Origin of the sequence: Alicyclobacillus fastidiosus (assembly GCF_026651875.1) — a bacterium.
In the GTDB taxonomy this organism is placed as follows: Bacteria; Bacillota; Bacilli; order Alicyclobacillales; family Alicyclobacillaceae; genus Alicyclobacillus; species Alicyclobacillus fastidiosus.
In genome coordinates this window covers 532615-556285 of record NZ_CP104067.1, presented here as the reverse complement: position 1 = coordinate 556285, position 23671 = coordinate 532615, and the positions used below count along the sequence as shown (strand labels likewise).

The 23671-nt window shown below is 48.8% G+C and carries 25 protein-coding genes and 1 pseudogene; 10 read left to right on the top strand and 16 right to left on the bottom strand.

All coding sequences use genetic code 11. The features are described 5' to 3' along the window. Positions 1–562: 562 nt before the first annotated feature. Genes cuyA through NZD89_RS02805 form a run of 3 tightly spaced genes read left to right on the top strand, consistent with a single transcriptional unit; the run spans position 563 to position 3921 of the window. A complete protein-coding gene (gene cuyA, locus NZD89_RS02815; protein ID WP_268006332.1) occupies positions 563–1585 on the top strand; it encodes a D-cysteate sulfo-lyase in 1023 nt (340 codons plus the stop codon). 28 nt (positions 1586–1613) lie between these two features. Then, complete coding sequence (locus NZD89_RS02810; protein ID WP_268006330.1) at positions 1614–3110, top strand: APC family permease; 1497 nt, start codon at positions 1614–1616, stop codon at positions 3108–3110. 49 nt (positions 3111–3159) lie between these two features. Beyond that, positions 3160–3921, top strand: a complete 762-nt coding sequence (locus tag NZD89_RS02805) for an aspartate/glutamate racemase family protein (protein ID WP_268006329.1) — start codon at positions 3160–3162, stop codon at positions 3919–3921. Between the two features lie 652 nt (positions 3922–4573). Here NZD89_RS02805 and NZD89_RS02800 read toward each other — a convergent pair. Continuing rightward, positions 4574–5917, bottom strand: a complete 1344-nt coding sequence (locus NZD89_RS02800; RefSeq protein ID WP_268006328.1) for an IS1380 family transposase — start codon at positions 5915–5917, stop codon at positions 4574–4576. A gap of 687 nt (positions 5918–6604) precedes the next feature. On the opposite strand from NZD89_RS02800, the pseudogene NZD89_RS02795 reads away from it, so the two are divergent. The 6 genes and pseudogenes from NZD89_RS02795 to NZD89_RS02780 all read left to right on the top strand — a co-directional run. After that, a pseudogene (locus tag NZD89_RS02795) lies at positions 6605–7285 on the top strand (transposase); the annotation flags it as partial. After that, a complete protein-coding gene (locus NZD89_RS02790; RefSeq protein ID WP_268008375.1) occupies positions 7274–7489 on the top strand; it encodes a GtrA family protein in 216 nt (71 codons plus the stop codon). The pseudogene NZD89_RS02795 and the gene NZD89_RS02790, both read left to right, overlap by 12 nt. A 194-nt stretch (positions 7490–7683) precedes the next feature. Then, positions 7684–7911: an IS66 family insertion sequence element accessory protein TnpB gene (gene tnpB, locus NZD89_RS29420; RefSeq protein ID WP_369125253.1), complete on the top strand. Its 228-nt coding sequence runs from the start codon at positions 7684–7686 to the stop codon at positions 7909–7911. Between the two features lie 366 nt (positions 7912–8277). Then, complete coding sequence (locus NZD89_RS02785; RefSeq protein ID WP_268006327.1) at positions 8278–9726, top strand: sulfatase family protein; 1449 nt, start codon at positions 8278–8280, stop codon at positions 9724–9726. Between the two features lie 34 nt (positions 9727–9760). Then, positions 9761–10564: an HPP family protein gene (locus NZD89_RS29415; RefSeq protein WP_369125232.1), complete on the top strand. Its 804-nt coding sequence runs from the start codon at positions 9761–9763 to the stop codon at positions 10562–10564. 141 nt (positions 10565–10705) lie between these two features. Continuing rightward, a complete protein-coding gene (locus NZD89_RS02780) occupies positions 10706–10999 on the top strand; it encodes a transposase (protein WP_268006326.1) in 294 nt (97 codons plus the stop codon). 46 nt (positions 11000–11045) lie between these two features. On the opposite strand, the gene NZD89_RS02775 is transcribed toward NZD89_RS02780, so the two are convergent. The 14 genes from NZD89_RS02775 to NZD89_RS02710 form a co-directional block, all read right to left on the bottom strand. After that, the gene (locus tag NZD89_RS02775; protein ID WP_268006325.1) at positions 11046–11489 is read right to left on the bottom strand and encodes a DinB family protein; all 444 of its coding nucleotides are present in this window, start codon (positions 11487–11489) and stop codon (positions 11046–11048) included. 31 nt (positions 11490–11520) lie between these two features. Next, complete coding sequence (locus NZD89_RS02770; protein WP_268006324.1) at positions 11521–12078, bottom strand: class I SAM-dependent methyltransferase; 558 nt, start codon at positions 12076–12078, stop codon at positions 11521–11523. Positions 12079–12095: 17 nt separating this feature from the next. Then, on the bottom strand, positions 12096–12482 hold the full coding sequence (locus tag NZD89_RS02765; protein ID WP_268006322.1) for a DUF302 domain-containing protein: 387 nt from the start codon (positions 12480–12482) through the stop codon (positions 12096–12098). 18 nt (positions 12483–12500) lie between these two features. Further along, positions 12501–12818: a thioredoxin gene (gene trxA, locus NZD89_RS02760; RefSeq protein WP_268006321.1), complete on the bottom strand. Its 318-nt coding sequence runs from the start codon at positions 12816–12818 to the stop codon at positions 12501–12503. Between the two features lie 11 nt (positions 12819–12829). Continuing rightward, on the bottom strand, positions 12830–13090 hold the full coding sequence (locus NZD89_RS02755) for a metal-sensitive transcriptional regulator (protein WP_268006320.1): 261 nt from the start codon (positions 13088–13090) through the stop codon (positions 12830–12832). 72 nt (positions 13091–13162) lie between these two features. After that, a complete protein-coding gene (locus NZD89_RS02750; protein ID WP_268006319.1) occupies positions 13163–13543 on the bottom strand; it encodes a rhodanese-like domain-containing protein in 381 nt (126 codons plus the stop codon). An 11-nt stretch (positions 13544–13554) separates the two neighbouring features. After that, on the bottom strand, positions 13555–14352 hold the full coding sequence (locus NZD89_RS02745) for a sulfite exporter TauE/SafE family protein (protein WP_268006318.1): 798 nt from the start codon (positions 14350–14352) through the stop codon (positions 13555–13557). Positions 14353–14534: 182 nt separating this feature from the next. Then, on the bottom strand, positions 14535–15668 hold the full coding sequence (locus NZD89_RS02740) for an MBL fold metallo-hydrolase (RefSeq protein WP_268008374.1): 1134 nt from the start codon (positions 15666–15668) through the stop codon (positions 14535–14537). A gap of 24 nt (positions 15669–15692) precedes the next feature. Next, complete coding sequence (locus tag NZD89_RS02735; protein WP_268006317.1) at positions 15693–16268, bottom strand: sulfurtransferase TusA family protein; 576 nt, start codon at positions 16266–16268, stop codon at positions 15693–15695. Between the two features lie 24 nt (positions 16269–16292). After that, a complete protein-coding gene (locus NZD89_RS02730; RefSeq protein WP_268006316.1) occupies positions 16293–16697 on the bottom strand; it encodes a DsrE/DsrF/DrsH-like family protein in 405 nt (134 codons plus the stop codon). Positions 16698–16740: 43 nt separating this feature from the next. Then, positions 16741–17049 carry a rhodanese-like domain-containing protein gene (locus NZD89_RS02725; RefSeq protein ID WP_268006315.1) on the bottom strand — a complete coding sequence of 103 codons (309 nt, stop codon included), beginning with the start codon at positions 17047–17049 and terminating at the stop codon, positions 16741–16743. Positions 17050–17397: 348 nt separating this feature from the next. After that, entirely contained in the window at positions 17398–18138 is a 741-nt protein-coding gene (locus NZD89_RS02720) for an SDR family oxidoreductase (protein ID WP_268006314.1), read from the bottom strand. Positions 18139–18421: 283 nt separating this feature from the next. After that, positions 18422–19312, bottom strand: coding sequence for a DMT family transporter (locus tag NZD89_RS02715; protein WP_268006313.1), 891 nt, complete (start codon positions 19310–19312; stop codon positions 18422–18424). Positions 19313–19691: 379 nt separating this feature from the next. Continuing rightward, positions 19692–21083 (bottom strand): IS1182 family transposase, encoded by a 1392-nt coding sequence (locus NZD89_RS02710; protein ID WP_431308595.1) that lies wholly within the window; start codon positions 21081–21083, stop codon positions 19692–19694. Between the two features lie 184 nt (positions 21084–21267). On the opposite strand from NZD89_RS02710, the gene NZD89_RS02705 reads away from it, so the two are divergent. Beyond that, entirely contained in the window at positions 21268–22611 is a 1344-nt protein-coding gene (locus tag NZD89_RS02705; protein ID WP_268006312.1) for an IS1380 family transposase, read from the top strand. Positions 22612–23109: 498 nt separating this feature from the next. On the opposite strand, the gene NZD89_RS02700 is transcribed toward NZD89_RS02705, so the two are convergent. Further along, positions 23110–23631 carry a type 1 glutamine amidotransferase domain-containing protein gene (locus NZD89_RS02700; RefSeq protein ID WP_268006311.1) on the bottom strand — a complete coding sequence of 174 codons (522 nt, stop codon included), beginning with the start codon at positions 23629–23631 and terminating at the stop codon, positions 23110–23112. Between the last annotated feature and the right edge of the window lie 40 nt (positions 23632–23671).

Genomic DNA, 23671 nt, shown 5'->3' with positions numbered 1-23671 from the left:
TATCGGGAGCAAAATCTAACACGTTAATGCAATTGATTTTTTGATGTGTAAAAAGTTCTATACACAATGTTTATTGCATCCGCCTACAATACTTACTATTTATATTTGTTTGTCAATTTTGTTATGATGTCATAACAAGTTGGAAGATATGTTTTCGATACAGAGGACCGACTATAGACTAATGAATAGAGGTAGAGCATTTTATAGAATAGTGCGACACAATTTCAGGCGAACTGCACAACGGAAGAGAAATGTAAGAGGCGTACTGAATTATTTCAAAGCTTAACGATACTAGACATGTCGGAACCGACCTTCAAAGTTATGCCCAACGATGCGGCCAAACTGCGGGTTGAGACGATATCAGAGAATGACAGTATCGATTTGGCGCCAGTTCTTTACCTTAATGTCAGGATGAAATTGACACCGAAGAACTATAGTGATAACCTGCGTATAATTCCTATAATTCATATAAATCCGATGTGAATAATACGATGCCCTCTGTTCAATTGCAAAGAGAGCATGTAATGAAACGATTGTTTCTGTATCGATAGGAGTGACTCATATGAATCTAGCTCAGTTCCCTCGTCGTCGCTATACACCCGGGCCTACGCCTATTGAACACCTGCCTCGATTCTCACAAGTACTAGGTGGTCCAAACCTGTTCATCAAACGAGATGACCTCCTCGGGCTGACATCAGGTGGTAACAAGACCAGGAAACTTGAATTCCTCATGGCAGATGCCCTGTTGCAGGGAGCCGACACAGTAATCACCTGCGGAGCCGTGCAGTCCAACCATTGCCGTTTAACCCTCGCCGCCGCAGTCAAAGAGGGCTTGAAATGCCACCTGGTTCTCGAAGAGAGAGTACCGAACAGTTACAATCCACAGGCAAGTGGGAACAACTTTCTGTTCCACCTACTCGGTGTTGAAGGTGTGACTGTTGTCCGTGGCGGCTCAGACATGATGGCCGAAATGCAAAAAGTTGCTGGTGACCTCGTAGTTAAGGGGCACAAACCGTACATCATTCCCGGCGGTGGTTCGAATGATATTGGAGCGCTCGGCTATGTCGCCTGCGCAGAGGAAGTACTTGCTCAAACGTTCGATCTCGGTATCAACATTAACACCGTGGTATGCGCAAGCGGCAGCGGCGGAACCCACGCTGGCTTAGTTGCCGGATTCTATGGAAACAACTCGGGGATTCCAGTCATCGGGATTGATGTTAGTCGCCCAAAACTCGTGCAAGAAGAGCTCATTTATAATCTCGCTGTTCGTGTTGGCAACCATGTTGGCATCAACGGTTCGATTCCTCGCGATGCAGTCACTTGCTTTGACGAGTATGTGGGACCTGGCTACTCCCTCCCAACCCCTGAAATGGAGGAAGCTGTAAACCTGTTAGCGAAGACAGAAGGAATCTTGCTTGATCCCGTGTACACGGGGAAAGCAATGTCGGGCTTAATTGACCTCATCCGCAAGGGACACTTCTCAAAAAACGACAATGTGTTGTTTGTCCATACGGGGGGTTCACCAGCATTGTACGCATACACGTCTCTCTTCTTCGAACCGGAGGCTGCCGTCGTCAACAATTAGTTAAGTCCATTTTTGGGAGGACAGAGATATGCAACCAAGTCCCCTGAACCGAGCGCTCGGACTGCTAGCAGTCGTAGCGTTCGGGCTTACCAATGAGATTGCATCCGGTCTGTTTTTCGTATCCACCCAAATTCAACAGAGTTCGCCTGGTGTTGGAAACCTCGTGCCGCTTTTGATGGTCATCGGCGGGGTTATTACCTTTGTCACGGTCGTCGTGTATCGGTTTTTCTTCGCTTCGGGGTTGGTGGGTGCCGGTGGAGAATACGTCATCATCTCGCGGTCACTCAGCCCGGGGGTTGCGTTCGTCGCCACGTTTCTGGCGTGGTTTGGTTTCACTGGGTCGCTCGGGACGCTCGCCTTCTCGGCGCCAAAGTTTCTCTCAACTGCTGCATTGTCGCTCGGAGTCGCGGGAGTGGGAAAGTTTTTTGCCTCTAACGCAGGCATCTTGATTGTCGGACTGATTATCCTTTGGGGATTCTGGGCCATCCACGTGATCGGTGTCCGCCTCGCCGGAACTCTGACTACCATCGCGATGTTTCTCGTCTTCGCCGTCGCACTGGTGATGATTGTAATCGGCTTTGCCACGAGCCAGGATGCTTTTGCCAACGCGTTGACACAACACCTTCACATGTCGGTAGCGTCCATCACGGCCGCATCACCTGTCCAACATGTTAGCTACGGAGCTGCCTTCGGGTCGGCATTACCTGTCCTTTTCTTTGGCTATCTAGGTCTCTCCACTGCAACACAAACTGGTGGAGAAGCAAAGAACGCAGTGAAGTCGCTATCGAAAGCTGTGCTCATCATAGTAACCTTAGTTACCGTCGTATATACCCTGTTCGCCTGGGCCGTATATCATGCGGTGTTATGGCAGGTTATTTCTGGCCTGGCGAAAATGAAAATGTCGTCGTATACGACTTCGTCCGGTCTGTTGCAGTTCCTTATGCCATCGTGGATGTCTTCATTGCTCAACCTTTGCGTCGCACTGATTGTCGTCAAAACGTTTCTACCGATTTTCTTGGCACAATCGCGTTGGGTTTTTGCATGGGGTAAAGATGGACTAATTCCAGGTGTCTTCGCTAGGACGCACGCAAAGTATAAGACCCCTGTGTTGGCTCTGACACTCAGTGCTATTTTTGGGTCCATCAGTCTGATTGAGTCGCTCAAATTGGGCTTTGTATTTGGCGTTAATATTCGTGTGTTGTCCGTTATGCTGGTATTTTTTTGCATGGGTCTCGGGATGATTACGTTCCCGCGGCACGCCCCAACCCTCTATACAGTGAACACCTCATCGATGGCCAAGAATCGTTTTCTGCAAGTTTTCGTCGGTGTCCTGCTCATGGCGATTTCTGTTTGGTTTTCCATCTCCATTACGTTGTCATCGGTATCAAGTCCGTTAATTCTCCAACCAGCGTTTCAATCGGTTATCGTCGTGATTTTAGGGATTGTAATCTACCAGAGTTATCGCATGCGACTGAGAAGACACAGCCCATCGTCCGACGTGTTTGCTCAACCACCAGCACAGTAATTCAGTATCTGCAACTGATTGCAATTACGCAGTAAGGGAGGCAAAGTGAGTGAAAACACTCGGAATTATCGCTGGACTTGGTCCGCTGGCTGGAGCACACTTCTACCGCCGTGTGATTGAATTGTCTCCTGCAATCTCGGATGCAGAACACATACCCGTTATCTTGATATCGGAACCGTCTATTCCAAGCCGCATCGAACACCTTTCGGGAAGTGGAGAGTCACCGGTCCCGAAACTCGTTGATGTGGCGGAAAAACTCGTACATGCAGGTGCAAATCTGATTGCTATGCCATCTACGACCACAAGTATCTATCACGAACAGATCGCGAGCCAAATTCCAATACCTATGATTTCGTTGATTGAAGAAGTCGCTGACACGGTCGAGAAGTCGGGGAAAAGAAAAATTGGAATCATGGGCACCACGCCAACACGTACTTTTCGCGTATATGAGAATGCATTTCATAAGACTGGAATCGAAGCGGTCTATCCAGATGAGAAAACACAGTCTGAAATCATGGAGGTCATTACGGCGGTCAAAAGTGCCAGCGCCTCGGGCTTTTCCTCGCAAGTAGGCCGAGCTGACGACAGCATCAAAGAACTCGGTAAACAGGCAGTACAACTAGCTCAGAAACCATGGAGTCAAGACCTCGACGGAATCCTCCTCGCCTGTACGGAATTGCCAGTTATCTTCCCTCCTGATGCATCAGTGGTACCAAAGCTCAGAGGGGCACTATTCCGCTCGACGGACATCCTGGCAACAGCAGTGATACGTGAGTTGTACGCGTGCGACTACCTGGTGCCTTCTCTGTGAAAACCTGAGGCACGGTCAAGTTGGGACCCATCGTCGCTTGTCGAACTGAATTAACAGGTGCCGAAGTGCGGTTGGGTCCCAATAGGATTTCTGAATCAGTGAGGTTTAGCCATGTTGTCACATGCCATTCAAGTCGACTTGGGCAGCTTTTTTTGAGCAACGTTTATGTTGTATTCGTGGTGGAAGCATAATAGTCCTAATATCAATGGACAATTGATCCAAGGTATTTTCGTTGGACAAACGTCATAAGTAGACAATCCTGTGATAAGCGTGATGTAAGGGGAAGTAGTCAGTTTGAGACGAATCGTACTATCGCTTGCAACCGTCTTGTTGAGTACCATTCATGTATATACGTCATCCTTAATAGGCAGTATTGAATTAGAGGTTCATCCCAGACCGAAAGACCCGAGTTCCTCCCACGCGTGTACTTTCCCACTCCCATCATTATCCATTCTATCTCTAACCTGAATCCGTGACGTCTGTAGAGACTGGTCAAGGTAGTTTTGAACATGACTCCAAGCGTCGGCGAGCAGTCAACAGAGTGGTTCATTTTTGCAGAAGAGAGGAGTCTGTGAATTTGTCCACAGGTGAATAACCCCTTCGTTTCAGGGATGCATTCACATGTGGATACATCGGACGCTCTTTCCCTTCTTCATCCAAATGCTTCGTATAGTCGCCTAAACACGGGCAACCACCGGTTACCTCGTCCGAATCGTAGCCGTGTCTGCCTCGCGTGTCTCGTCATTTTCGCCGCAAGCGTGATGAGATTCTGGATCACGGTGCGTATGCGTCGCCTCTCTGCTTTCTTCCGAATCGGTGCATCCTGCTCTCTCAGGCTCTCCTGTCCGATGATGCGCAACAGGTTATATGCCAGTACACCAAAATGCAAGACAAGGTCGTTCGTTGCAAACTTCCCCGAGGGCAACCGTTCCAAATCTAAATCTGTCTTGATCTCGCTATGAAATTGCTCCATCGTTCCATGTGCATGATACAGGTCGATGATCACCTCTGGAGCCTCTGGCAAGCTCGTGACGTAGACGTTTACCTCAATGCTCGGGATGAGTAATGCTTGACCGTCGCTCTGGATCGTGCGTTCAATCACTTCAAACACCATCCGGACCGGTTTTTCTAATCCCTTCATTGGAGACAGGATGGACCCTCTGTACACCTTCTTCCCTGCACGGGGCTCTGTGTAGGTACCGTGTTGCTCAGCCGTCAGCAACCACGCATTCGGGTTCTCCTTACGTAGGTTCTTCTTCACGATAAAGTCGGCCGAGGTTTCGTCGGCCCTGCATACGACTAAGTTTTCTACGCTGTCATTTCCCGCATCTAAGCGTACGAGTAGGCGCTTGTCCGAAATTCGTTGAGCATAGCGGATACTCTGAGCCAGAAACGCGGCGGTCCCCTTTTGACAATGTGTACTTCCCGTTCGGAACTCTACGTGAACGGCGTATCCTTCCTGTCCTAAGTAAGCGAAAATCGGCGCGTATCCGTCGCACCCTTTATAGGTACGAGACACGCCCTCCTTCTTGGTTCCTGAGTTGTCAAATGGGGATACATCAATGTCAAGCGGTAGATATTCACGATGCCCATCCCCCAGTACAATGGGTGCAAGGTACACGCCCACCTTGCTCAATAGGTCAGCTGATTCTTCGAGGATAACCGATTGCCAGTCACATTTTTCTTCGGGTGCTGCGAGATCCAGGCGTTGGCGTAGTGTTGGACTCGACGGTACATTGGAAATGGTCAGCGCTTCAGGGAAGAACTCGTCCTGACGCAACGGCTCAATGTGGTCAAAGTCGCTCTTCCCCTGACACAAGAGGCCCAGGTAGGCGTAGGCAACATCTTGATTCGAAATTTCCGTATACGCGCGCCCTGGGACAGGGAGGGCATTGAGACGTGCGGATAGTTGAGTCTTGCCAAGGAGCAGTCCAACCAGAGCAAGTCCAGAATGGGATGTCAATATTTCATCTGACTCTTCGATCACAAAACGCATGAAGGCACCACCAAGTAGGTGAGGTAGATTCGTCCATCTGATAGCGCCATTTTACTTGATTTCACGCGATTTTTGTCGTCCTCTTGAAAATCCACGTCACGGATTCAGGTCTAAAGAAATAAGAACAGGAACAGCAAGATTCGCCTTTGGCCGTCCGCCGCATCGTCTTTGCTCCGCTCAAACGGTCGTCAGGCCGTCCTTCGGCACTCTTGTTGGGGCCACGCCCCAAACCATGCCTGGTGGCTCCGCCCCCAGACCCCCATGGAAAACCAATAGGACACCGAATCAAAAAATCATTCGGTGCTTTGCGTAAGTCGCCCCAGGACAGGACTCTGCCATCTTACTGAGCGCCTGCCGTAATTTCCTTCAACGCTAGTTATTTTTTAATATTTAAAAATTTATAGATATAAAACACGGGGTTTTTGAGTAACTCAATCATCTCTGAAATTGAGGGGAGGTTGAGTTTAACTTTCGGGAGGTGATTAGCTAACACGTTTGAGCGGCTTTGGATGCAAACAGTATGAATTAAGAGGAGAGTAAAAGTGATGAAAAAGGCCTAAGGCGAGCTAGATCAACCAACAAGTAGTCAACTGTCGTGTAGATGTGGGTCGTTTGTCCAACTTCATCAGCGACACGCGTGTTGCGTTCCTTATCGTCGACAAACAGGATTTCCCATGGCATTACGTCGAATTGCGTTATGTGGCACGGAACTTGAAATTCATTGAACAACTCGTACATTGCACTCCCCTCATGGCACTCTCACGGCGACAATATCGTGACCTTTTGGTCATTGGTGAGCTATATCGGCAACAGCGAGAAATGTATCAGAGCCGCAGTCATCGGGTGGACGATAGAATCGTAAGCATTGCACAACCCGACGTTCGACCGATTGTACGTGGAAAGGCAAAAGCAAATGTGGAGTTTGGTGCAAAGGTGTCAATCAGTGTGGTTGGAGGATATACACTGATGGAGAGAACAAGTTGGGACAGCTTCAACGAGGGTTCGACGCTAATTGAGTCAGTGGAGCGGTACGTTGAGCGTTTCGGATATTATCTGGAGACCATCTTGGCGGACAAAATCTACAGGACACGTGAGAATCTTCAGTACTGCAAAGACCATGGAATCCGGATGAGTGGTCCGAAACTTGGACGACCACCAAAGCAAGTCAACCGTGAGCAAAAGAAAATGGAACAACAAGATATGGGCGAGCGCAACGCAGTGGAAGGAAAGTTTGGTGAAGGCAAGCGTATCTACGGGCTTGGCTTAATTCGAACGCGCGTTCGGCAAACAAGCGAGACGGTCATTGCCATCCAGTTACTGATTATGAATCTCGAAAAGAGGCTACGGCTTCTTTTTTTGCTCATACTCGGAGAACTTTTTGGAACAGATTTCGGTACGACCGGGTCATTGCGTAGTTCATTCATCAGACCCTACTTACTTTCAAACTTAATTGGAATTGTGTTGGCAACCGTATGGAATTATGCATTGAACAACATCTGGACGTGGAAGTCCAGGGGAGAATCGGGTGTGAGTATAGAACGAAAAGCTATCACATCTGTATCCACCTATTGATACTCAAGTGGTTTCAAACGTGAATCCGTGTTGTTATCTAATGTCTGTGAGAACGAAATTCCCTTTGTTTCCTAGTGGGACTCATGCTTTAGAAGGAGCCCCCACAGTGTCGGACAATTGGAAGTGTGTGCTCAGTCTACGTTTCGGACATAATAGCTCTTTGATAATATGTCGTAGATGCCCCCTCAAGCACCCTGTCCCCTCGTTATCTTGACGGGCTAGCCGTTCTCGTTAAAGAAGTGTTCGACCTAGAACCGTTCTCCCACAGCCTGTTTGTTTTCTGCAATCGGCAACGGGACAAGATAAAGATTCTGCAGTGGGACCATAATGGATTTTGGTTGTTTTATCGGCGGCGTGATCGAGGCCGATTTCAATGGCGGGATATTTCGCAGGGCGAATCAATTACCGTTGGCCGTTGCTAACTAAATTGCCTACAGGACGTGCTGTCCCTCACACAACGGCAGGCTCATCCCAAAGTTACTGCACGTACCGTCATTTGACGCATGAAACAGAAAATCGGCATCGACTTGTTGAATGACTTCCTCATGAAAAATATATCGACATCCACAAACGAACAGCATTCCTGTTTAGAAAGTTCTTGAGGATTGAATACAAGACAACCCCCTGATAGTGTTTAGATCGAAAAAATATCCGTCATCTTGCACCATCCTTCTTCTGGTTACCTACTGACATTTATGAATATAAAGAAAAATATTATAAATAGAGTGGTATTATTCTTGTAGATGAAAACTGTATCTTATGTCCAGTGCAAACGGAGGGATGAGTGAGTGAGAATCGTCTATATTGATATCGATTCCTTGCGACCTGATCATATGGGGTGTTACGGCTATGTCCGGAAAACGACGCCGAACATCGATATCATCGCAGCGCAAGGTGTCCGGTTCACTCACACATATTGTGAAGCGTCACCGTGCGTTCCTTCCCGAGCTAGTTTTATTTCCGGAAAATTTGCAATCAACCATGGTTCGTTAACTCATTTTGGATCTGGAGGACGATTTTACCACCCTGGAGCCGAACGGTATAGTGTAAGATACCCGTTTTTCACTCGTTATTTGCGGGAAGCTGGCTATAAGACCGTAACGATTTCTAGTTTTGGAGACAGGCATCAGGCCTGGTGGTTCTTCGCAGGGTGGAACGAGATTCATTCCCACACGCTGAAGTGTGGGAATGAAGATGCCGACGAGGTGAATGCGCATGTGATCCCGTGGATCATGCAACACGGCGCGGAAGAGAACTATTTCCTGCACGTTCAGTACTGGGATCCCCACGGATTCTACACTGCGCCTGACGCCTACGCGGAACAGTTTGTCGATCAGCCGGCCCCAACCTTTCCGAGCGAAGAAGTCATTCAAAACCACCGCCGGTTGTACCATCCACGTTCTGCGAGCATGTTTCACTGGGCCATCACACCCAATATCCCGCGTAAGATGCCACATGAAATACGCAATCGAGCGGACTACCAACAACTCATCAATGGGTATGACGCTGGTATCTCGTACATGGATGAACACGTCGGACAAATTCTTGACGCGTATCGGAAATTGGGCATTGAGGACGAGGTTTGCTTCGTCATCAGCGCCGATCACGGTGAATCCTTTGGCGAGCAAGGGATCTATATGGAGCACGGAATGGCCACCGAGTCTGTGCACAGAATTCCGTTGATCATGCGCATACCTGGTGTAACGCTGCCTAACAGCGTGTTCGACAATTTCGTCTACAACGTCGACGTCGTGGCGACGATTGTCGATTTGGTTGGGCTCGATATCCCCACCGGCTGGGATGGTCAGTCGCTGCTGCCCCTCATCAACAAGCCGGACGCGGATTGGAATCGCGACTATCTTGTCCTTGAACATGGGCTTTACGCTTGCCAGCGGGCCGTCTGCGCTCCGCGTTGGTACTTCATCCGAACATACGATCCCGGATTTTACAAATTTGATCCCGTTGTTCTGTACGACATGGAGAATGACCCGAACCAATGTGTCAACGTCGCCTCCGAAAACCCGGCTATCGTGGCGGAAATGGATCATCTTATCGCCGATTGGGTTCAGGAAAACCGTTCCAAACACGGCGAGATCATGGATCCCATGGAGGAGATCATCAGGACGGGACCGTACCGGTATATCTCCAAGGAAGCGTGGCTCAGCCGGTTGCGTGAAGTCGGCAAAGGGTGGGCGGCGGACGAGTTTGCAAGCCGAACGCACAGCGAGTATCAATAGGACACTTCGATTCGTGCTGAGGTGGACGCATGCCATGTCGAGAGCTCGAAGTTTACGTCACTTCCCTCATGATTCGACAGAGCTTTCAAATTTCCGGTGGTTCGGCCCCCAAGGCTGCCGTGGACACAGCCATTTACGATGCATTCGCGCGTGTGAATCGTCCGTTGTCGTTTCTGTGAGGGCGACGACACCCGACGGGCACCACGCGTTTGTCGCGGACATGGTCGAGGCGATCTTGGATCATCGCGATCCGATGGTGCCGGGGGAGAGGCGCGCAAAGCCGTCGCTATTGTGCGCGAGATCTACGAGTCGCTTCTCGAGGTTCTGGTGCAAAAATTCAAGAAACCACAATATACAGTGGTGTATTTTAACTGATTCCACACTACATGTGGCGTATTCAAATATTTTTGCACCACAACCGCTGGTGCCACCATTTTCGGCTACGTTGACAATCTTGCTTCTGCTTCCAAAGTCACCGATCGCTCAACCGATACCCGTTGTCGTAGGAACAACAATATCCGCCAGCGCCGGTACGGCAGTTTCGTTGCTCGTACACGGTCCAATCTACGGTGTTCTGGTTACACTTGCGATGGTGATACTTCTTCCGCTTCTTCGTATTTATCACCCTCCCGGTGTTGCTCTGTCAATGTACCCTCTTCTTCTTCATACGGACATTTCGTTTCCGGTTCTAGTTGTTCTGCCGTTTACCCTTATTGCCGTCTCCAGTTGCAGTGTTTTGAGCAAACTGTCTAAGTCCTGGGCAGACTATCCTTTGCCTCTCAAGAAAGCAGCTACACTCTCCGAAAGTGCATCGTTTGACAGCTCACTGAACACTTGACACGCCTTCAGATACCAGTGCCGAAACTTGTGCCCAGCGAAGAGTAAAAACTCTTCACTTTGGAAGTGTGCAGAGCTCTCTGCAGTTTCTACGGGTATCAAATTCACAAAAAATGACCACCTTGTAATTGGAGTGGTCATTTTGACAACAATAATCGTTCTCGGGGTAGTTCTTATACCCCTAGCCATGAGCGCCACGAACTTAGTGTCGCATTGGATGCTGTTCGCATACAACGTGATGGCCATAATTTCAGCCATCGTATCCTTTAGCGCAGCGTCCACAACCATATACTCCGTTATAAGGAATCACACCGTCTTTATGACGACGATTCATGCACTCTTCATAGATCCATTCTTTCTGATTCCCTCTGCTTATCTCGGCGTGTACGTGATTTATTTATTGTATACGGCCGTCTGGAGACAATTCAAACAGTAAAGTCCTTGGTCAAACCCGTGTCCGCACAGTTTGCGACTCGAGACCTTCATCCCTGGAACAGTTTCATGACTAGGGGGATCTGTCCACGGTGATGCGTGGTGTGACCTACGGTGTAGACGATGAGCTGCCTCCGGTTCAAATCACCGACTCTTAATGACAACCCCGGCTTTTCAAGATCGGATTCGGTCAAACGCTCCAACACGTCTCGACTATATGGCAGTGTTTCTGCCCAAGCCTGTTGAATCGCTGGGACATCCCAGTGATTTTGCTTAAATGGCGCTTGTGTATCGATATCGAGCGCTTGCCCCGATATGGCCGACATAAACTTCTTTTCCACTCTTGAAGTATGGTCGATGATAGATGCGATGTTGTTGAAGGTCCCATTCGGACGATGTAACCATTGTTCCTGGCTCAAGCCTTCTACCATGGTGTCAATACTCTTATGTACCAATGTCAACACTTTGAAATGATCCGATACTTCTCTCAGCATGTATGTATTTCGCTCCTCTCCGGATAATTCTTCATTCTGCCAAAATGATGTATTGATTTGGGTTCGGATAAGAAATTTGACCGTGGAAGCCCAGTGATTTGACTTCGTACAGCAACGTCTCTGGATCAAGTCTTTCCTTCACGGGGGGTCCCATCTCCATCGACTTTTTTTCCCACTCGATGAGAAGTACCTTCCCACCCGGACGAAGAATCCGTTTGAATTCAGAAAGTGTTTGTTTCAAGTCATCCACTTCGTGAAGCACGAGCGAGCAAATCACACGGTCTACAGTGTGATCGGGTAGTGTGAGATGTTCAGCAGGGCTTTCCACCACGGATATATTTCTAGTTCCTTCGTGCGCTGCCTTCTCTTTAAGTAGATGCAGCATTTCAGGCGAAACATCCACTGCGTACACGTTCATCGCTAACCTGGCTAACGGGATTGTAAAGTACCCCGGACCACACCCTATATCGGCGACCGTGTGACCCCGCTGAACATCTAACATCTTCACAGTTTCGTTGGGAGGTAACATCTTGCGACGTTCGGGGCTATCCAATTTCTCTACGTGTCTCGGATCAAACCTGTGTCCCATTGGACTCCTCCAAATAGTTATTTGGCCTCGTCTACCGCTTTCGTGAGCGTTGCTTCTACACCTTGCGCTATTTCAAGTAACGCTGGATCACCAAGAACCTCCATCAGGGTCGTGGGTTTGGGCAAACCAATATGCGTTTTCCCCTCAGACTGATATACAACCACCTTACAAGGCAGGAAGTAGCCGACAAGTGGGTTTTGACTCAAAACCCGTTTCGCTTCATGGGGGTTACAGACCTCGAGAACTCGGTACTGCATATCCAATTCGACGCCTTTTTCATGCAGCTTAGCAGGAAGGTCCAATTGCCATAGCACAGAGAATTTATTGGCTTTCAGAGACTCCTCAAGGGATTGTACCGCTTCATCCACGGTTTTCTCCGTAGCAACTGAATAATGGAAGTCCATGTTAGTCCGCCCCTTTTGTTAGATAACATCACTCAGTTGACTCACAAGCTGTCCTTTCGGCATATAACCCACTAATTGCTTAACTGGCTGACCATTCTTGAAGACAATCATGGTAGGGATACTCATAATGCCATACTTCGATGCAGTCGCTGGGTTTTCGTCCACATCGAGCTTAGCTACCGTGAGTTTTCCCTCGGTTTCACTGGACAGTTCTTCAAGCACTGGGGCCATCATCTTACAAGGCCCGCACCACGTGGCCCAAAAATCCACAAGAACAGGTTTATCTCCCTGCAACATCTGTTCAAAGTTCGCATCTGTGACCTTCACAGTAGCCATATCCCATCCTCCTATCGGCTCTTCATCAAGAGATCAATGGCTTCCTGGATTACTTGCTCTGCGCTTCCGCCACCAGCAATTTCATCCCGAATACACTGCTCCATATTCTCACCCACGACGTACATAATTACTCGGTCGACGGCAGTCCGAATGGCAGATAGTTGTGTCACAACATCCTTACATGGCTTTTCTTGTTCCATCATGCCAAGGACGCCTCGAACTTGTCCTTCAATACGATTCAATCTATGTTTCATCTTGTCGTTATATTGCACCGCACATTCCTCCTGTCTCGCTTATACTATACCCCCTTCCGTATTAAAGTGCTCATACGAAAGTAGCTGATTTTACTTTTCCTGACGCCCCTTCCACGCCATGATTCCACCAGATGCATTGCGCACATCCAAGAACCCCTGTTTTACGAGCGTTCGAGCAGCCTGCTGACTTCTTGCCCCACTTCTGCACATCAATACAACTGGGCGTTCTGTGTCCATTTCATTCAATCGGGATTTAAGTTGAGTCAGTGGAATGTTTTTGAACCCAGGTACATGCCCTGTACGGAACTCACCCGGTTCCCGTACATCCACGAACTGAATGGTTGCTTTCTCTTTTGAAAGCAAAGCCTGCACTTCCTCTGAAGATACCGACTTCACGCCTTTTGCGGGCAACATGCGATACGCAAGATAACCCACGACAACAACAACGATCACGAGTTCAATCCAATTCACAAGAACACCTCCTACCAGTGGAATGTCTTAATGGCCTCCAGATTCATGTACAACATGTAGCAAGCAACAAGGATGATGATTGATGAAAAAATGATTTGCAGTCGTCGAACGTTGCGACCGATGGCGGAACAGGCCCGTACGCCTAAGAAGCCGCCGATGACGCCGCCTGCGATGTATAAGACGACAACCAGCCAGTCCACCAAACCGGACGCAGCGTAGGAGACCGCTGTCGTAACTCCAAATGCCCCCGCAGAGAACAATGATGTCCCAATCGCTTCCGCCATCGTCAGCCCCGCTGAGAACACGAGTCCAGGGACGATGAGAAAGCCGCCCCCAATTCCAAAAAATCCTGATAGAAGGCCCGTCGATAATCCTGTAGGAACGACACGGGATAACTTGGTTTGCCCATGTTCTCCAGCGCCTGTACTCTGCTTTTTAGGACGTAACATGAGGATTGCAATCACAATCATCAAGATGGCAAACAGGAAGAGAATGACCTTATCATTCACCATCTTTCCAAACACAGACCCCACATAGGCTCCAACGGCACCCGGTATGGCAAATGCAATCGCCGGCTTCCACCTTACGTTCCCAGAGCGCCAATGAGGAATCAGATTCAGAAACGCATTGACCGCAACGGCAAAGGCCGTGCTGCCGATTACGACATGAGGGTCATGAAAACCGACAAGGTAGAGCAGGAGGGGGACAGCAAGGATTGAACCGCCCCCACCAATGAGCCCTAAGACAAACCCCACAATTCCGCCAGACAACAGTGCGAGCATCATCTGAATTCCAGACAGGTGTGGCATAAAGCTTCCACCTCCTTATACCCACATGGGTATATTGCACTGCAAAAAAATTTAGATATGGTGTATAACGAAACTACCTATAATGAGGACGACATATCCCCCTGCCACATCGTATAAAACTTTATGAAGGGGGCAAAGACATCTCCAGAATCGCTTCAAAGCTTGTTTCCTCCGTCAGTGGATTAGCCGTGTACAGCACAGCGATTCGGGCCGATTTCCATCTCCCGTTGCTCTTCTTCATCCGGGTTGATCTTACCCATGTTGGTTAGGCGAATGTCCTGATATGCGTTCGGTTGAGGCGGCAGATTGTTCGTGACCATCTCATGAAAGTCTACTTCGTCAGAAACCAGCAAACCTGCGTTTGTTGAGTACAGATGACCAAGGTTTGCAGAAACAGATCCATCCTCATTCATTTCAGTCATGTCTGCGTAGTGCGCTGGGAGTAATGTAAGCTTTGACGAGAGACCCTCATACGTCTCGTATAAGGTCTTACGCAGATCAATAGCCCAGTCTCCGGCTACACCGGCTAAGTCAGGACGACCAATGGACTTAACGAAGAGAATATCCCCCGACAACAGATATTTGTCATCCACGACGAGCGATGTACTACCCATGGTATGGCCAGGTGAGTACACGGGCAATATTTTCACCGTCGCCGAACCAACCTGAATCTCCTGTCCATCCTCAAGTGGCTGATACCCAAACTGTGCTTCTGTTGCATCCTTCGGTGGCAACCAGTACGTGGCACCCACTTTTCCAGCTAACTTCCGACCACCTGAGATATGGTCAGCATGAAGATGTGTGTCAATCGTGTGCTTGATGGTAAGCCCATGTTCCTTTGCAAACGCTTCGTATGAGTCAGTCATTCGTGCCGTATCAACGATTGCCGCCTGACCGCCAGATACAACCATGTACGACAAGCAACCCTTCCCGACACGGACGAACTGATATATTGCGCCGCCAGAGGAGAGATCGCCGACCTTGACCGGCCGGAGATATTCACTCCAGGATTTCATGCCGCCCTCCAAATACGTCACGTGGTCTAGTCCTGCCTCAGCGAGTTGTTTCGCAACGTACTGCGACGAGCCTTCCTTTGCGCACACAACTAAAATCGGTTCGTCGTTCGGTAGACGCTCAAGCGCCACTTCAACACCATCCAAAAGGTCAAAGTATGGGATATTGATGCTCGTCACGGATGGACCTTCAATTTTCCAGTCCGCATACGCATCCTCATTTCGAACATCCAAGATAAATAGCGGTTCCGAGCGCAAAATTTTCTCGAAGACCTCCGCCGACGATTGTGTCGTAACTTTCACACCCGTCACTGATAACTCCCTCCTTTATACGTCTTGTTGAGTCGGCCCCTGCCACTGGCTCATACCAGGCACGACATTTTTCACATTTTCAAAGCCGTTGTCCGAAAGAATTTGGCATGCAATGTCACTACGATTTCCGGTTCGGCAAACCACGTAAACGGGTTGATTCTTATACTGGGTTAATTCCTCGATGCGTTCCTCGAGTTGCCCCATCGGCAGCAAAATTGCTCCTGGTATATGTGAAAATGCATACTCAGCCGGTTCACGGACATCCAAGATGACCGGACTTTCTGCGAGCTTTTGTTCCAATTCTTGATTGGAAATCGCATGTGGGTACATCTTTTCAGGCTCCGTTTCCTCCGGTCTCGACTTACGAATGTAGTGCCGAAACACTTTGTCTTCGGTTTGAGTGCCCAAGAACTGATGACCTGTACGAGACGCCCAGCCTTTCACGTCCGCAACGGAACCAGGATCCGTTGCAACCACTTCAAGCACCTGTCCCGGCTCCATTTGGTCAATTGCCTTTTTGGTTCGAACAATGGGCATCGGGCAGGACAAACCTTTACAGTCAAGTGATTGATCTACAGCAAATGTACTCATGATGTACCTCCTCCAAGGGAAATCTTAGAATGTGACCGATACGTCAGCGTCATAAGCGAAGTCGAGGAATGTGACCGCTCCACCGACTTCAACGCCATCGATAAAGTCATCGAGTGTCAATCCCATTACGTCCATGGTCATTTGACACGCAATCAACTTCACGCCACTCTCTTTTGCAATATCCATTAGTTCAGCGATGGATGGAACGTTTGCACGCTTAAACCCTTCCACAAAGTGTTCTTTGCCTGGCCCCATCGTCAGCATGCTCTCTGATTGCTTGTGAATGATGGAAAGTCCCTCGAAGGTGAAGAAGATAGCAACTTCGGCATCGGTCGCCGCACCCGCCGTAGCAATATTCAATACCTTATACGCACTGTCCAATCCACCGTTGGAAGCAATAATTGCGATACGTTTTTTGTTGTCTGACATTTAGATGTCTCTCCCTCTTAATTGAAATTGTCCTGTTGGGTATTCACTCAACGTCCCAAGACCAGGCAGTCATACCGCCCATCATGGTTTTCACATTGGAGTACCCGTTTGCCATTAGGAACTCGCAGGCCTTTGCGCTACGACCACCACTTCTGCAAACCATGATGGCTTGACGGTGTGGGTCGATTTCGTCCATACGGTCAGGTATCTGTCCCACTGGGATGTGCTTTGCGCCAGGAATTTTCCCGGCTGCGACTTCGTTGTCTTCACGAACATCAATGACTTGCAATGCTTCACCACGTTTGATGCGCTCTTGTACATCAAGCGAGAGTACGTTCACTACTTGTGCCATTTTACGCAACCTCCTTGTGATCAAAGTTCCGGCAACGTGTGTTGAAAGTCGAAATCCCAATACATACGGCGTGGGGTATATACGGTACGGGGTATATATTAAGCGACGATAATGATGATGTCAATACCTTGAAGTCTGTAGACATTTGCCAGAGTGTAGTTGGGGCCAACAAAATGAGCCATCCGGCGGATGGCTCATGAATATACAAGCTTTGATGGGCTAGAGACTGACCGCCCCGAAATAGTCAAGATGAATTCTGTGTAACACATTTCAACCTGAGCCCTCACATGAGCCCTCATAAGCCCTTCAGGCGCCTCATCCGGTTAGGAGCAAAACTACTCAGTGGTATCAAGAAGGCTGAGTGGTTGGGCGGATCAATATTTCATTCACGGAAGCTCGTTCCGGCTGGTTAATTGCATAGAAAATTGCTTCTGCAATGTCTTCAGATTGAAGTGCCTGCGCCGTTGCCCGAGATTTCAAAGCAGATAACGCATCTTCATCCGTAATCGTCGTTAGAAGCTCCGTCTCCACCATGCCGGGCGAGATAATCGTCGTCCTTATATTGGCAGTCGGTGATAATTCCATGCGAAGCCCCTCGGTAATGGCCCGAACAGCGAACTTGGTTCCACTGTAGACGGCTCCGGCCATTCCCACCCTATGCCCGGCGACAGATGAGACGTTAATAATGTGCCCACTGCGCTTTTGTTCCATAATTGGCACAGCGGCCGCAATACCATAAAGAACACCTTTGATATTCACGTCAATCATTTGGTCCCACTCGTCAATTTTACGTTTATTTAGGAAGGAGAGCGGCATGAGTCCGGCATTGTTTACCCAAACATCAATGGTTCCGTACGTTTGCACTGCAAAGTCCGCTAAAACCTGAACATCTTCCATTGATGCCACATCTGCGCTGAAATAGCTTGCCGTGCCCCCGGCTTCCGTGATCTGATGTACAGTTTCTTTCAGTCGTTCTACTCTGCGTGCGGACAAAACAACCTTCGCTCCACCTTGCGCTAGACGAGTCGCTGTAGCTTGTCCGATACCACTGCTGGCCCCCGTGATTACAACTACCTTGTTTTCAACCATATCAATTACTCCTCCACTGCCCTTTGCATTATTAAGTGCTTCCAACTTCATGCTTCCATAGCGGATAGCGCATGGACTCAGTGAATTAAACCACCGCTCAGAAGGGCGACGGTCATCTCAATTCTCTACGGTCTTAGGTTTAAGCTCGTACAACTTCGGATGTCATTCTTCTAGCCACTTCAGCGCTCCTTTAACTTTAACCAAACCTCCGTAGCTTGTCCTTTGAATAAAGTCACACTCGAACAGAAAATGATGTGATGGCTTGTCCAGACCAGAACGAAACCTAAGCGGCTTGTCTGATCAATCGTTTATGAGCTTTCGGTATGGCGAACAAGGATACTCCAGCGATGACAATCAGTGTTCCAACAATTTGCGAAACATGTACCGTTTCACCCATAAGTACGTAGGCTAAAGCTGCTGTGAAAATCGGGTTAAAGTTCAAAAACATTCCCGACTTTGTTTCGCCTACACGCTGAATTCCGATATTCCACAGTATCATGGCCACCACGGTTCCACCGATTGCGCCATAAAGAATTGAACTCCAAAATGGCGTATTCAGTTGAACGGACGTAAGCTTAGGCAAGTCAAACGGCAGCATAAACAGCACACCGAGGAGCCCAGCCCACAACGTTGCCATGTAAGGAGATACATATTTCATCGCTGAACGGCTCGCAACGGCATATAACCCCCACATACCCACTGCCGCCAACATGAGCCAAACCCCGGAATTGACTTGAAAATGAGTCAACCCCGATATGCGGCCCTTTGTTACCACGACGACCACACCGCACAACGAGACAACCATTCCGATCACTTGTCGAACACTTAGCTTTTCCTTCAGGAAAATGAACGACGCAATCGCAATTGCAATAGGGTTCAGGGCAGACAGAAGCCCCACGTTATCCGGTGTTGTACGAGTTAGGGCTAGGTATGTGAAGACGTTGAAGAATATGACGCCTGTCAGCCCCATAAACACCAAGGGAACCAATGCTCTTAGAGGTGGGAACAGTTTTTTATCTGAAATCCATACAACCGGAACCAAGAAAATGTCAGCGATAGCCCAACGTAGATCGGTTAAAGTCAACGGAGATGCATGACCAACGAGAAATTTACCTGTGACAAAATTCCCCGCCCACAGGAGGCTGGTCAACATCAACAAAATGTAGTACCGCATTGACCTTGCCTCCCCCATTTCATTCAAAAAATTGAATTAGCAAATCACTGATGTACGGACGACAGTGCTGTTTGGAAAACTCAATGTGCTTATCATGAACCATATATTGTTCGTGCTTTTCCATCGATTCAAAATCTACGTAATCAGATATTGATAACGGATATCCCCGTCCCCGATGGCTTGACGGAAAGTAACGTTGTTGGCTCCGGGCACAGCAGCGAGTAACTGCAAAGCTTTTTCCCGTACTAGGAGCGTGTCCGAGTATTGCGGCTTAGACTTTCTGCATTTGAGTTCAGTTCCATATTTTATTCGACTATGGGTGACTTTCCCCATGGGCACTTACTTCATTAGACGGGGACTGGTCGGTTAAGCACCATCTTTAGCACGTTGCCCAGTTTATATGACCGTATTTGAATATCTTAAGCAGATTATGGCACATGGTAACTAACGACCATTCTCCTCTGACCTTCTCAAGGCTTCGAAGTGAGAATTGGTCGAATCGTCGACAACCCTTAATTTGACCGTACACAGGCTCTACGATAGCCTTGCGTCTCGCGTAGACGGCACGGCCCTTCTTTGTTTTTAGTTTCCGAGTCATACGTTGCTTAATGGTGTAGTGTTTCGGTATTCGTCCTCTCGGTGACTCAGGCACTTCATTGTGCTTTTGACGACCTGTTGCGATGTATGGGTCAATTTCTTTCTCTTGAAGCCATGTCACGTCGTCTTCGGCAAAGTAGCCAGCATCACATGAGATTTTGTGCATCGTCGCTTTCGTATTCTCCGCCGTCATTTCGACCATTGTACGCAGGACACCGTGGTCATTTGTGTGGTCTATAACATCTGTTGCAACAATGATTTGGTACTCTTCATCGACGACAGCCTGCACATTGTATGCTTGGATAAAGCCGTCTTTCGATTTCATAATGCGAGATTCCGGATCCGTGAAGTTGCGTTGAGCCTTGTCCTCCGGAACACCTGCGAGATGACTCTCCTTGCGTGGACGACCGCGTTTCCTGGCGCCTGTCTGGTTGGTGGGGCCGTTGTCATCGTCCTTCTTGTCTTGTTGTTCGTCTTTCTGTTGCTGTTGTTCCACTCTTTCCTTGGCCTCTTTCTCCAGAGAGGACATTGCTTCCTGAATTTTTGCCAACCGGGTCTCTCTACGGGCTAACTCTTCAGGGAGTTCATCGCCCATGGTGTTACCGTACTTTTTATCTTCACTATGGTCGGTGCGTTCAGCCTGCTGCGTAAGCTCGGCGATTTCTTGGCGGAGTCGTTGCTCTTGCTGCTTCATCCGCTCGTAACTCATCGCTTTATGTTTGGATGCGTTTGCCCGAATCTTGCTGCCATCCAGCGATACATGCCCGAGCTTAACCATCCCTGCATGTTGGGCAATCTTCAAGACTTCCAAGAAAAGTTCTTTGAAGGTGACCAAATGGCGTTTCCGAAAATCACTGATTGTCCGGAAATCCGGGAACTGATTTGCGGACAGGACTCGGAACGCCACTACATCCTGACAGGCCTTTGCGATCTTTCTGGAAGAGTACATGCCTGTGCAATATGCGTAAACCAGAATCTTCAATAACATTGCCGGGTGGTACGGGGGAAAACCTCGCAGTTCTTGTTCGTACTGTTTTGTAATGATGGAGATATCGATATGATCGACCACATCACTGACAAAGTTCGCCAGGTGGCCGTCAGGTAGCCATTCATTTAACCCCGGTGGTAGTAGAATGAGTTGGTTCGGGTCGTAGTCACGAAACTTTTTTCCCAAGATTCGAAGCCTCCACTGTGAATACCAATACAGGGGACTTCGTTATTGATCCGGAAATTTCCTTTTACAAAATACCCTGAATCCGTGACGTGGATTTTCAAGAGGACGACAAAAATCGCGTGAAATCAAGTAAAATGGCGCTATCAGATGGACGAATCTACCTCACCTACTTGGTGGTGCCTTCATGCGTTTTGTGATCGAAGAGTCAGATGAAATATTGACATCCCATTCTGGACTTGCTCTGGTTGGACTGCTCCTTGGCAAGACTCAACTATCCGCACGTCTCAATGCCCTCCCTGTCCCAGGGCGCGCGTATACGGAAATTTCGAATCGAGATGTTGCCTACGCCTACCTGGGCCTCTTGTGTCAGGGGAAGAGCGACTTTGACCACATTGAGCCGTTGCGTCAGGATGAGTTCTTCCCTGAAGCGCTGACCATTTCCAATGTACCGTCGAGTCCAACACTACGCCAACGCCTGGATCTCGTAGCACCCGAAGAAAAATGTGACTGGCAATCGGTTATCCTCGAAGAATCAGCTGACCTATTGAGCAAGGTGGGCGTGTACCTTGCACCCATTGTACTGGGGGATGGGCATCGTGAATATCTACCGCTTGACATTGATGTATCCCCATTTGACAACTCAGGAACCAAGAAGGAGGGCGTGTCTCGTACCTATAAAGGGTGCGACGGATACGCGCCGATTTTCGCTTACTTAGGACAGGAAGGATACGCCGTTCACGTAGAGTTCCGAACGGGAAGTACACATTGTCAAAAGGGGACCGCCGCGTTTCTGGCTCAGAGTATCCGCTATGCTCAACGAATTTCGGACAAGCGCCTACTCGCACGCTTAGATGCGGGAAATGACAGCGTAGAAAACTTAGTCGTATGCAGGGCCGACGAAACCTCGGCCGACTTTATCGTGAAGAAGAACCTACGTAAGGAGAACCCGAATGCGTGGTTGCTGACGGCTGAGCAACACGGTACCTACACAGAGCCCCGTGCAGGGAAGAAGGTGTACAGAGGGTCCATCCTGTCTCCAATGAAGGGATTAGAAAAACCGGTCCGGATGGTGTTTGAAGTGATTGAACGCACGATCCAGAGCGACGGTCAAGCATTACTCATCCCGAGCATTGAGGTAAACGTCTACGTCACGAGCTTGCCAGAGGCTCCAGAGGTGATCATCGACCTGTATCATGCACATGGAACGATGGAGCAATTTCATAGCGAGATCAAGACAGATTTAGATTTGGAACGGTTGCCCTCGGGGAAGTTTGCAACGAACGACCTTGTCTTGCATTTTGGTGTACTGGCATATAACCTGTTGCGCATCATCGGACAGGAGAGCCTGAGAGAGCAGGATGCACCGATTCGGAAGAAAGCAGAGAGGCGACGCATACGCACCGTGATCCAGAATCTCATCACGCTTGCGGCGAAAATGACGAGACACGCGAGGCAGACACGGCTACGATTCGGACGAGGTAACCGGTGGTTGCCCGTGTTTAGGCGACTATACGAAGCATTTGGATGAAGAAGGGAAAGAGCGTCCGATGTATCCACATGTGAATGCATCCCTGAAACGAAGGGGTTATTCACCTGTGGACAAATTCACAGACTCCTCTCTTCACATGCAAAAATGAACCACTCTGTTGACTGCTCGCCGACGCTTGGAGTCATGTTCAAAACTACCTTGACCAGTCCCTACAGACGTCACGGATTCAGGAATACTTCAGGGATTACTCGGACACGCTCCTAGGTCTGCGTGTGCTGGTTCCTTCAGATTAAAAAGCAGGATTTTGTGAAGCATTCTATACCCCTCCATCCATGTGCGTTACAAGGCTCACCTTGTTTTCCCAGAGTGTTGTTCAGGTGAATGCCAAGGTTACTTATTTTGTAGTGCTTTGACTAATTCTTGACCCATGAGCTCAGATGAAAATGGGTCACGACTCGTGACAATTTGTTTGTTGCCCCAAATTGCAAACGCCTTCTGCTCCAATCCAGGCACATAGTCAGCTATCTTGCGTAATTCCTATTCAAGACTATATGGCAAATAAGGAAGTACGTCTTCCGGCTCCCAGACATCTGGATAACCTGTGACTTTCAGCCCGTCCACGATGCTCTTTCCATCGGGCCGTGTCGTGTACACCAACACGGAAGAGCCGTGACATTCCGCAGCAATGATTCCTCCACGGTCGTACACAGTATTGAGGATGCGGTGTAAGTCATCATTTTTTGCCAAATCAAACATCGCACCATGGCCGCCCACAATCAAAACGACATCGTAATCTGTTGGGTTTACCTCGCTCAGCTTCTTCGTATCATCTGCCCGCCCGGATTCGTATAGCGCCTTATACGTCCCCTTCGGATCGTATTCTGGGAGGATACTTCTCTCATCCAACTCCGGTTTACCGCCCAAAGGCGAGGCCAATTCAACAGCATGACCCGCTTGTTCGAGCATCTCAAGTGGGGCAAACAACTCTTCACCCCACCAGCCGGTATGATAGTCTCTGTCTTTGTACCCACTTGATACTACCGACAGAACTCTTGCCATGAATACTCCTCCTTGTAAACTTCGTTGTCACTCTTCCGAT

Bases quoted from the DNA above. Each gene is read 5' to 3' on its own strand.
- NZD89_RS02775 (WP_268006325.1), bottom strand. From the start codon at position 11,489: ATGCTGAGAGAAGTATCGGATCATTTCAAAGTGTTGACATTGGTACAT.
- cuyA (WP_268006332.1), top strand. From the start codon at position 563: ATGAATCTAGCTCAGTTCCCTCGTCGTCGCTATACACCCGGGCCTACG.
- NZD89_RS02705 (WP_268006312.1), top strand. From the start codon at position 21,268: ATGCGTTTTGTGATCGAAGAGTCAGATGAAATATTGACATCCCATTCT.
- NZD89_RS02730 (WP_268006316.1), bottom strand. From the start codon at position 16,697: ATGTCAGACAACAAAAAACGTATCGCAATTATTGCTTCCAACGGTGGA.
- NZD89_RS02800 (WP_268006328.1), bottom strand. From the start codon at position 5,917: ATGCGTTTTGTGATCGAAGAGTCAGATGAAATATTGACATCCCATTCT.
- NZD89_RS02725 (WP_268006315.1), bottom strand. From the start codon at position 17,049: ATGGCACAAGTAGTGAACGTACTCTCGCTTGATGTACAAGAGCGCATC.
- NZD89_RS29415 (WP_369125232.1), top strand. From the start codon at position 9,761: ATGTCGAGAGCTCGAAGTTTACGTCACTTCCCTCATGATTCGACAGAG.
- NZD89_RS02735 (WP_268006317.1), bottom strand. From the start codon at position 16,268: ATGAGTACATTTGCTGTAGATCAATCACTTGACTGTAAAGGTTTGTCC.
- NZD89_RS02720 (WP_268006314.1), bottom strand. From the start codon at position 18,138: ATGGTTGAAAACAAGGTAGTTGTAATCACGGGGGCCAGCAGTGGTATC.
- NZD89_RS02765 (WP_268006322.1), bottom strand. From the start codon at position 12,482: ATGGACTTCCATTATTCAGTTGCTACGGAGAAAACCGTGGATGAAGCG.
- NZD89_RS02810 (WP_268006330.1), top strand. From the start codon at position 1,614: ATGCAACCAAGTCCCCTGAACCGAGCGCTCGGACTGCTAGCAGTCGTA.
- trxA (WP_268006321.1), bottom strand. From the start codon at position 12,818: ATGGCTACTGTGAAGGTCACAGATGCGAACTTTGAACAGATGTTGCAG.
- NZD89_RS02715 (WP_268006313.1), bottom strand. From the start codon at position 19,312: ATGCGGTACTACATTTTGTTGATGTTGACCAGCCTCCTGTGGGCGGGG.
- NZD89_RS02745 (WP_268006318.1), bottom strand. From the start codon at position 14,352: ATGCCACACCTGTCTGGAATTCAGATGATGCTCGCACTGTTGTCTGGC.
- NZD89_RS02770 (WP_268006324.1), bottom strand. From the start codon at position 12,078: ATGGGACACAGGTTTGATCCGAGACACGTAGAGAAATTGGATAGCCCC.
- NZD89_RS02700 (WP_268006311.1), bottom strand. From the start codon at position 23,631: ATGGCAAGAGTTCTGTCGGTAGTATCAAGTGGGTACAAAGACAGAGAC.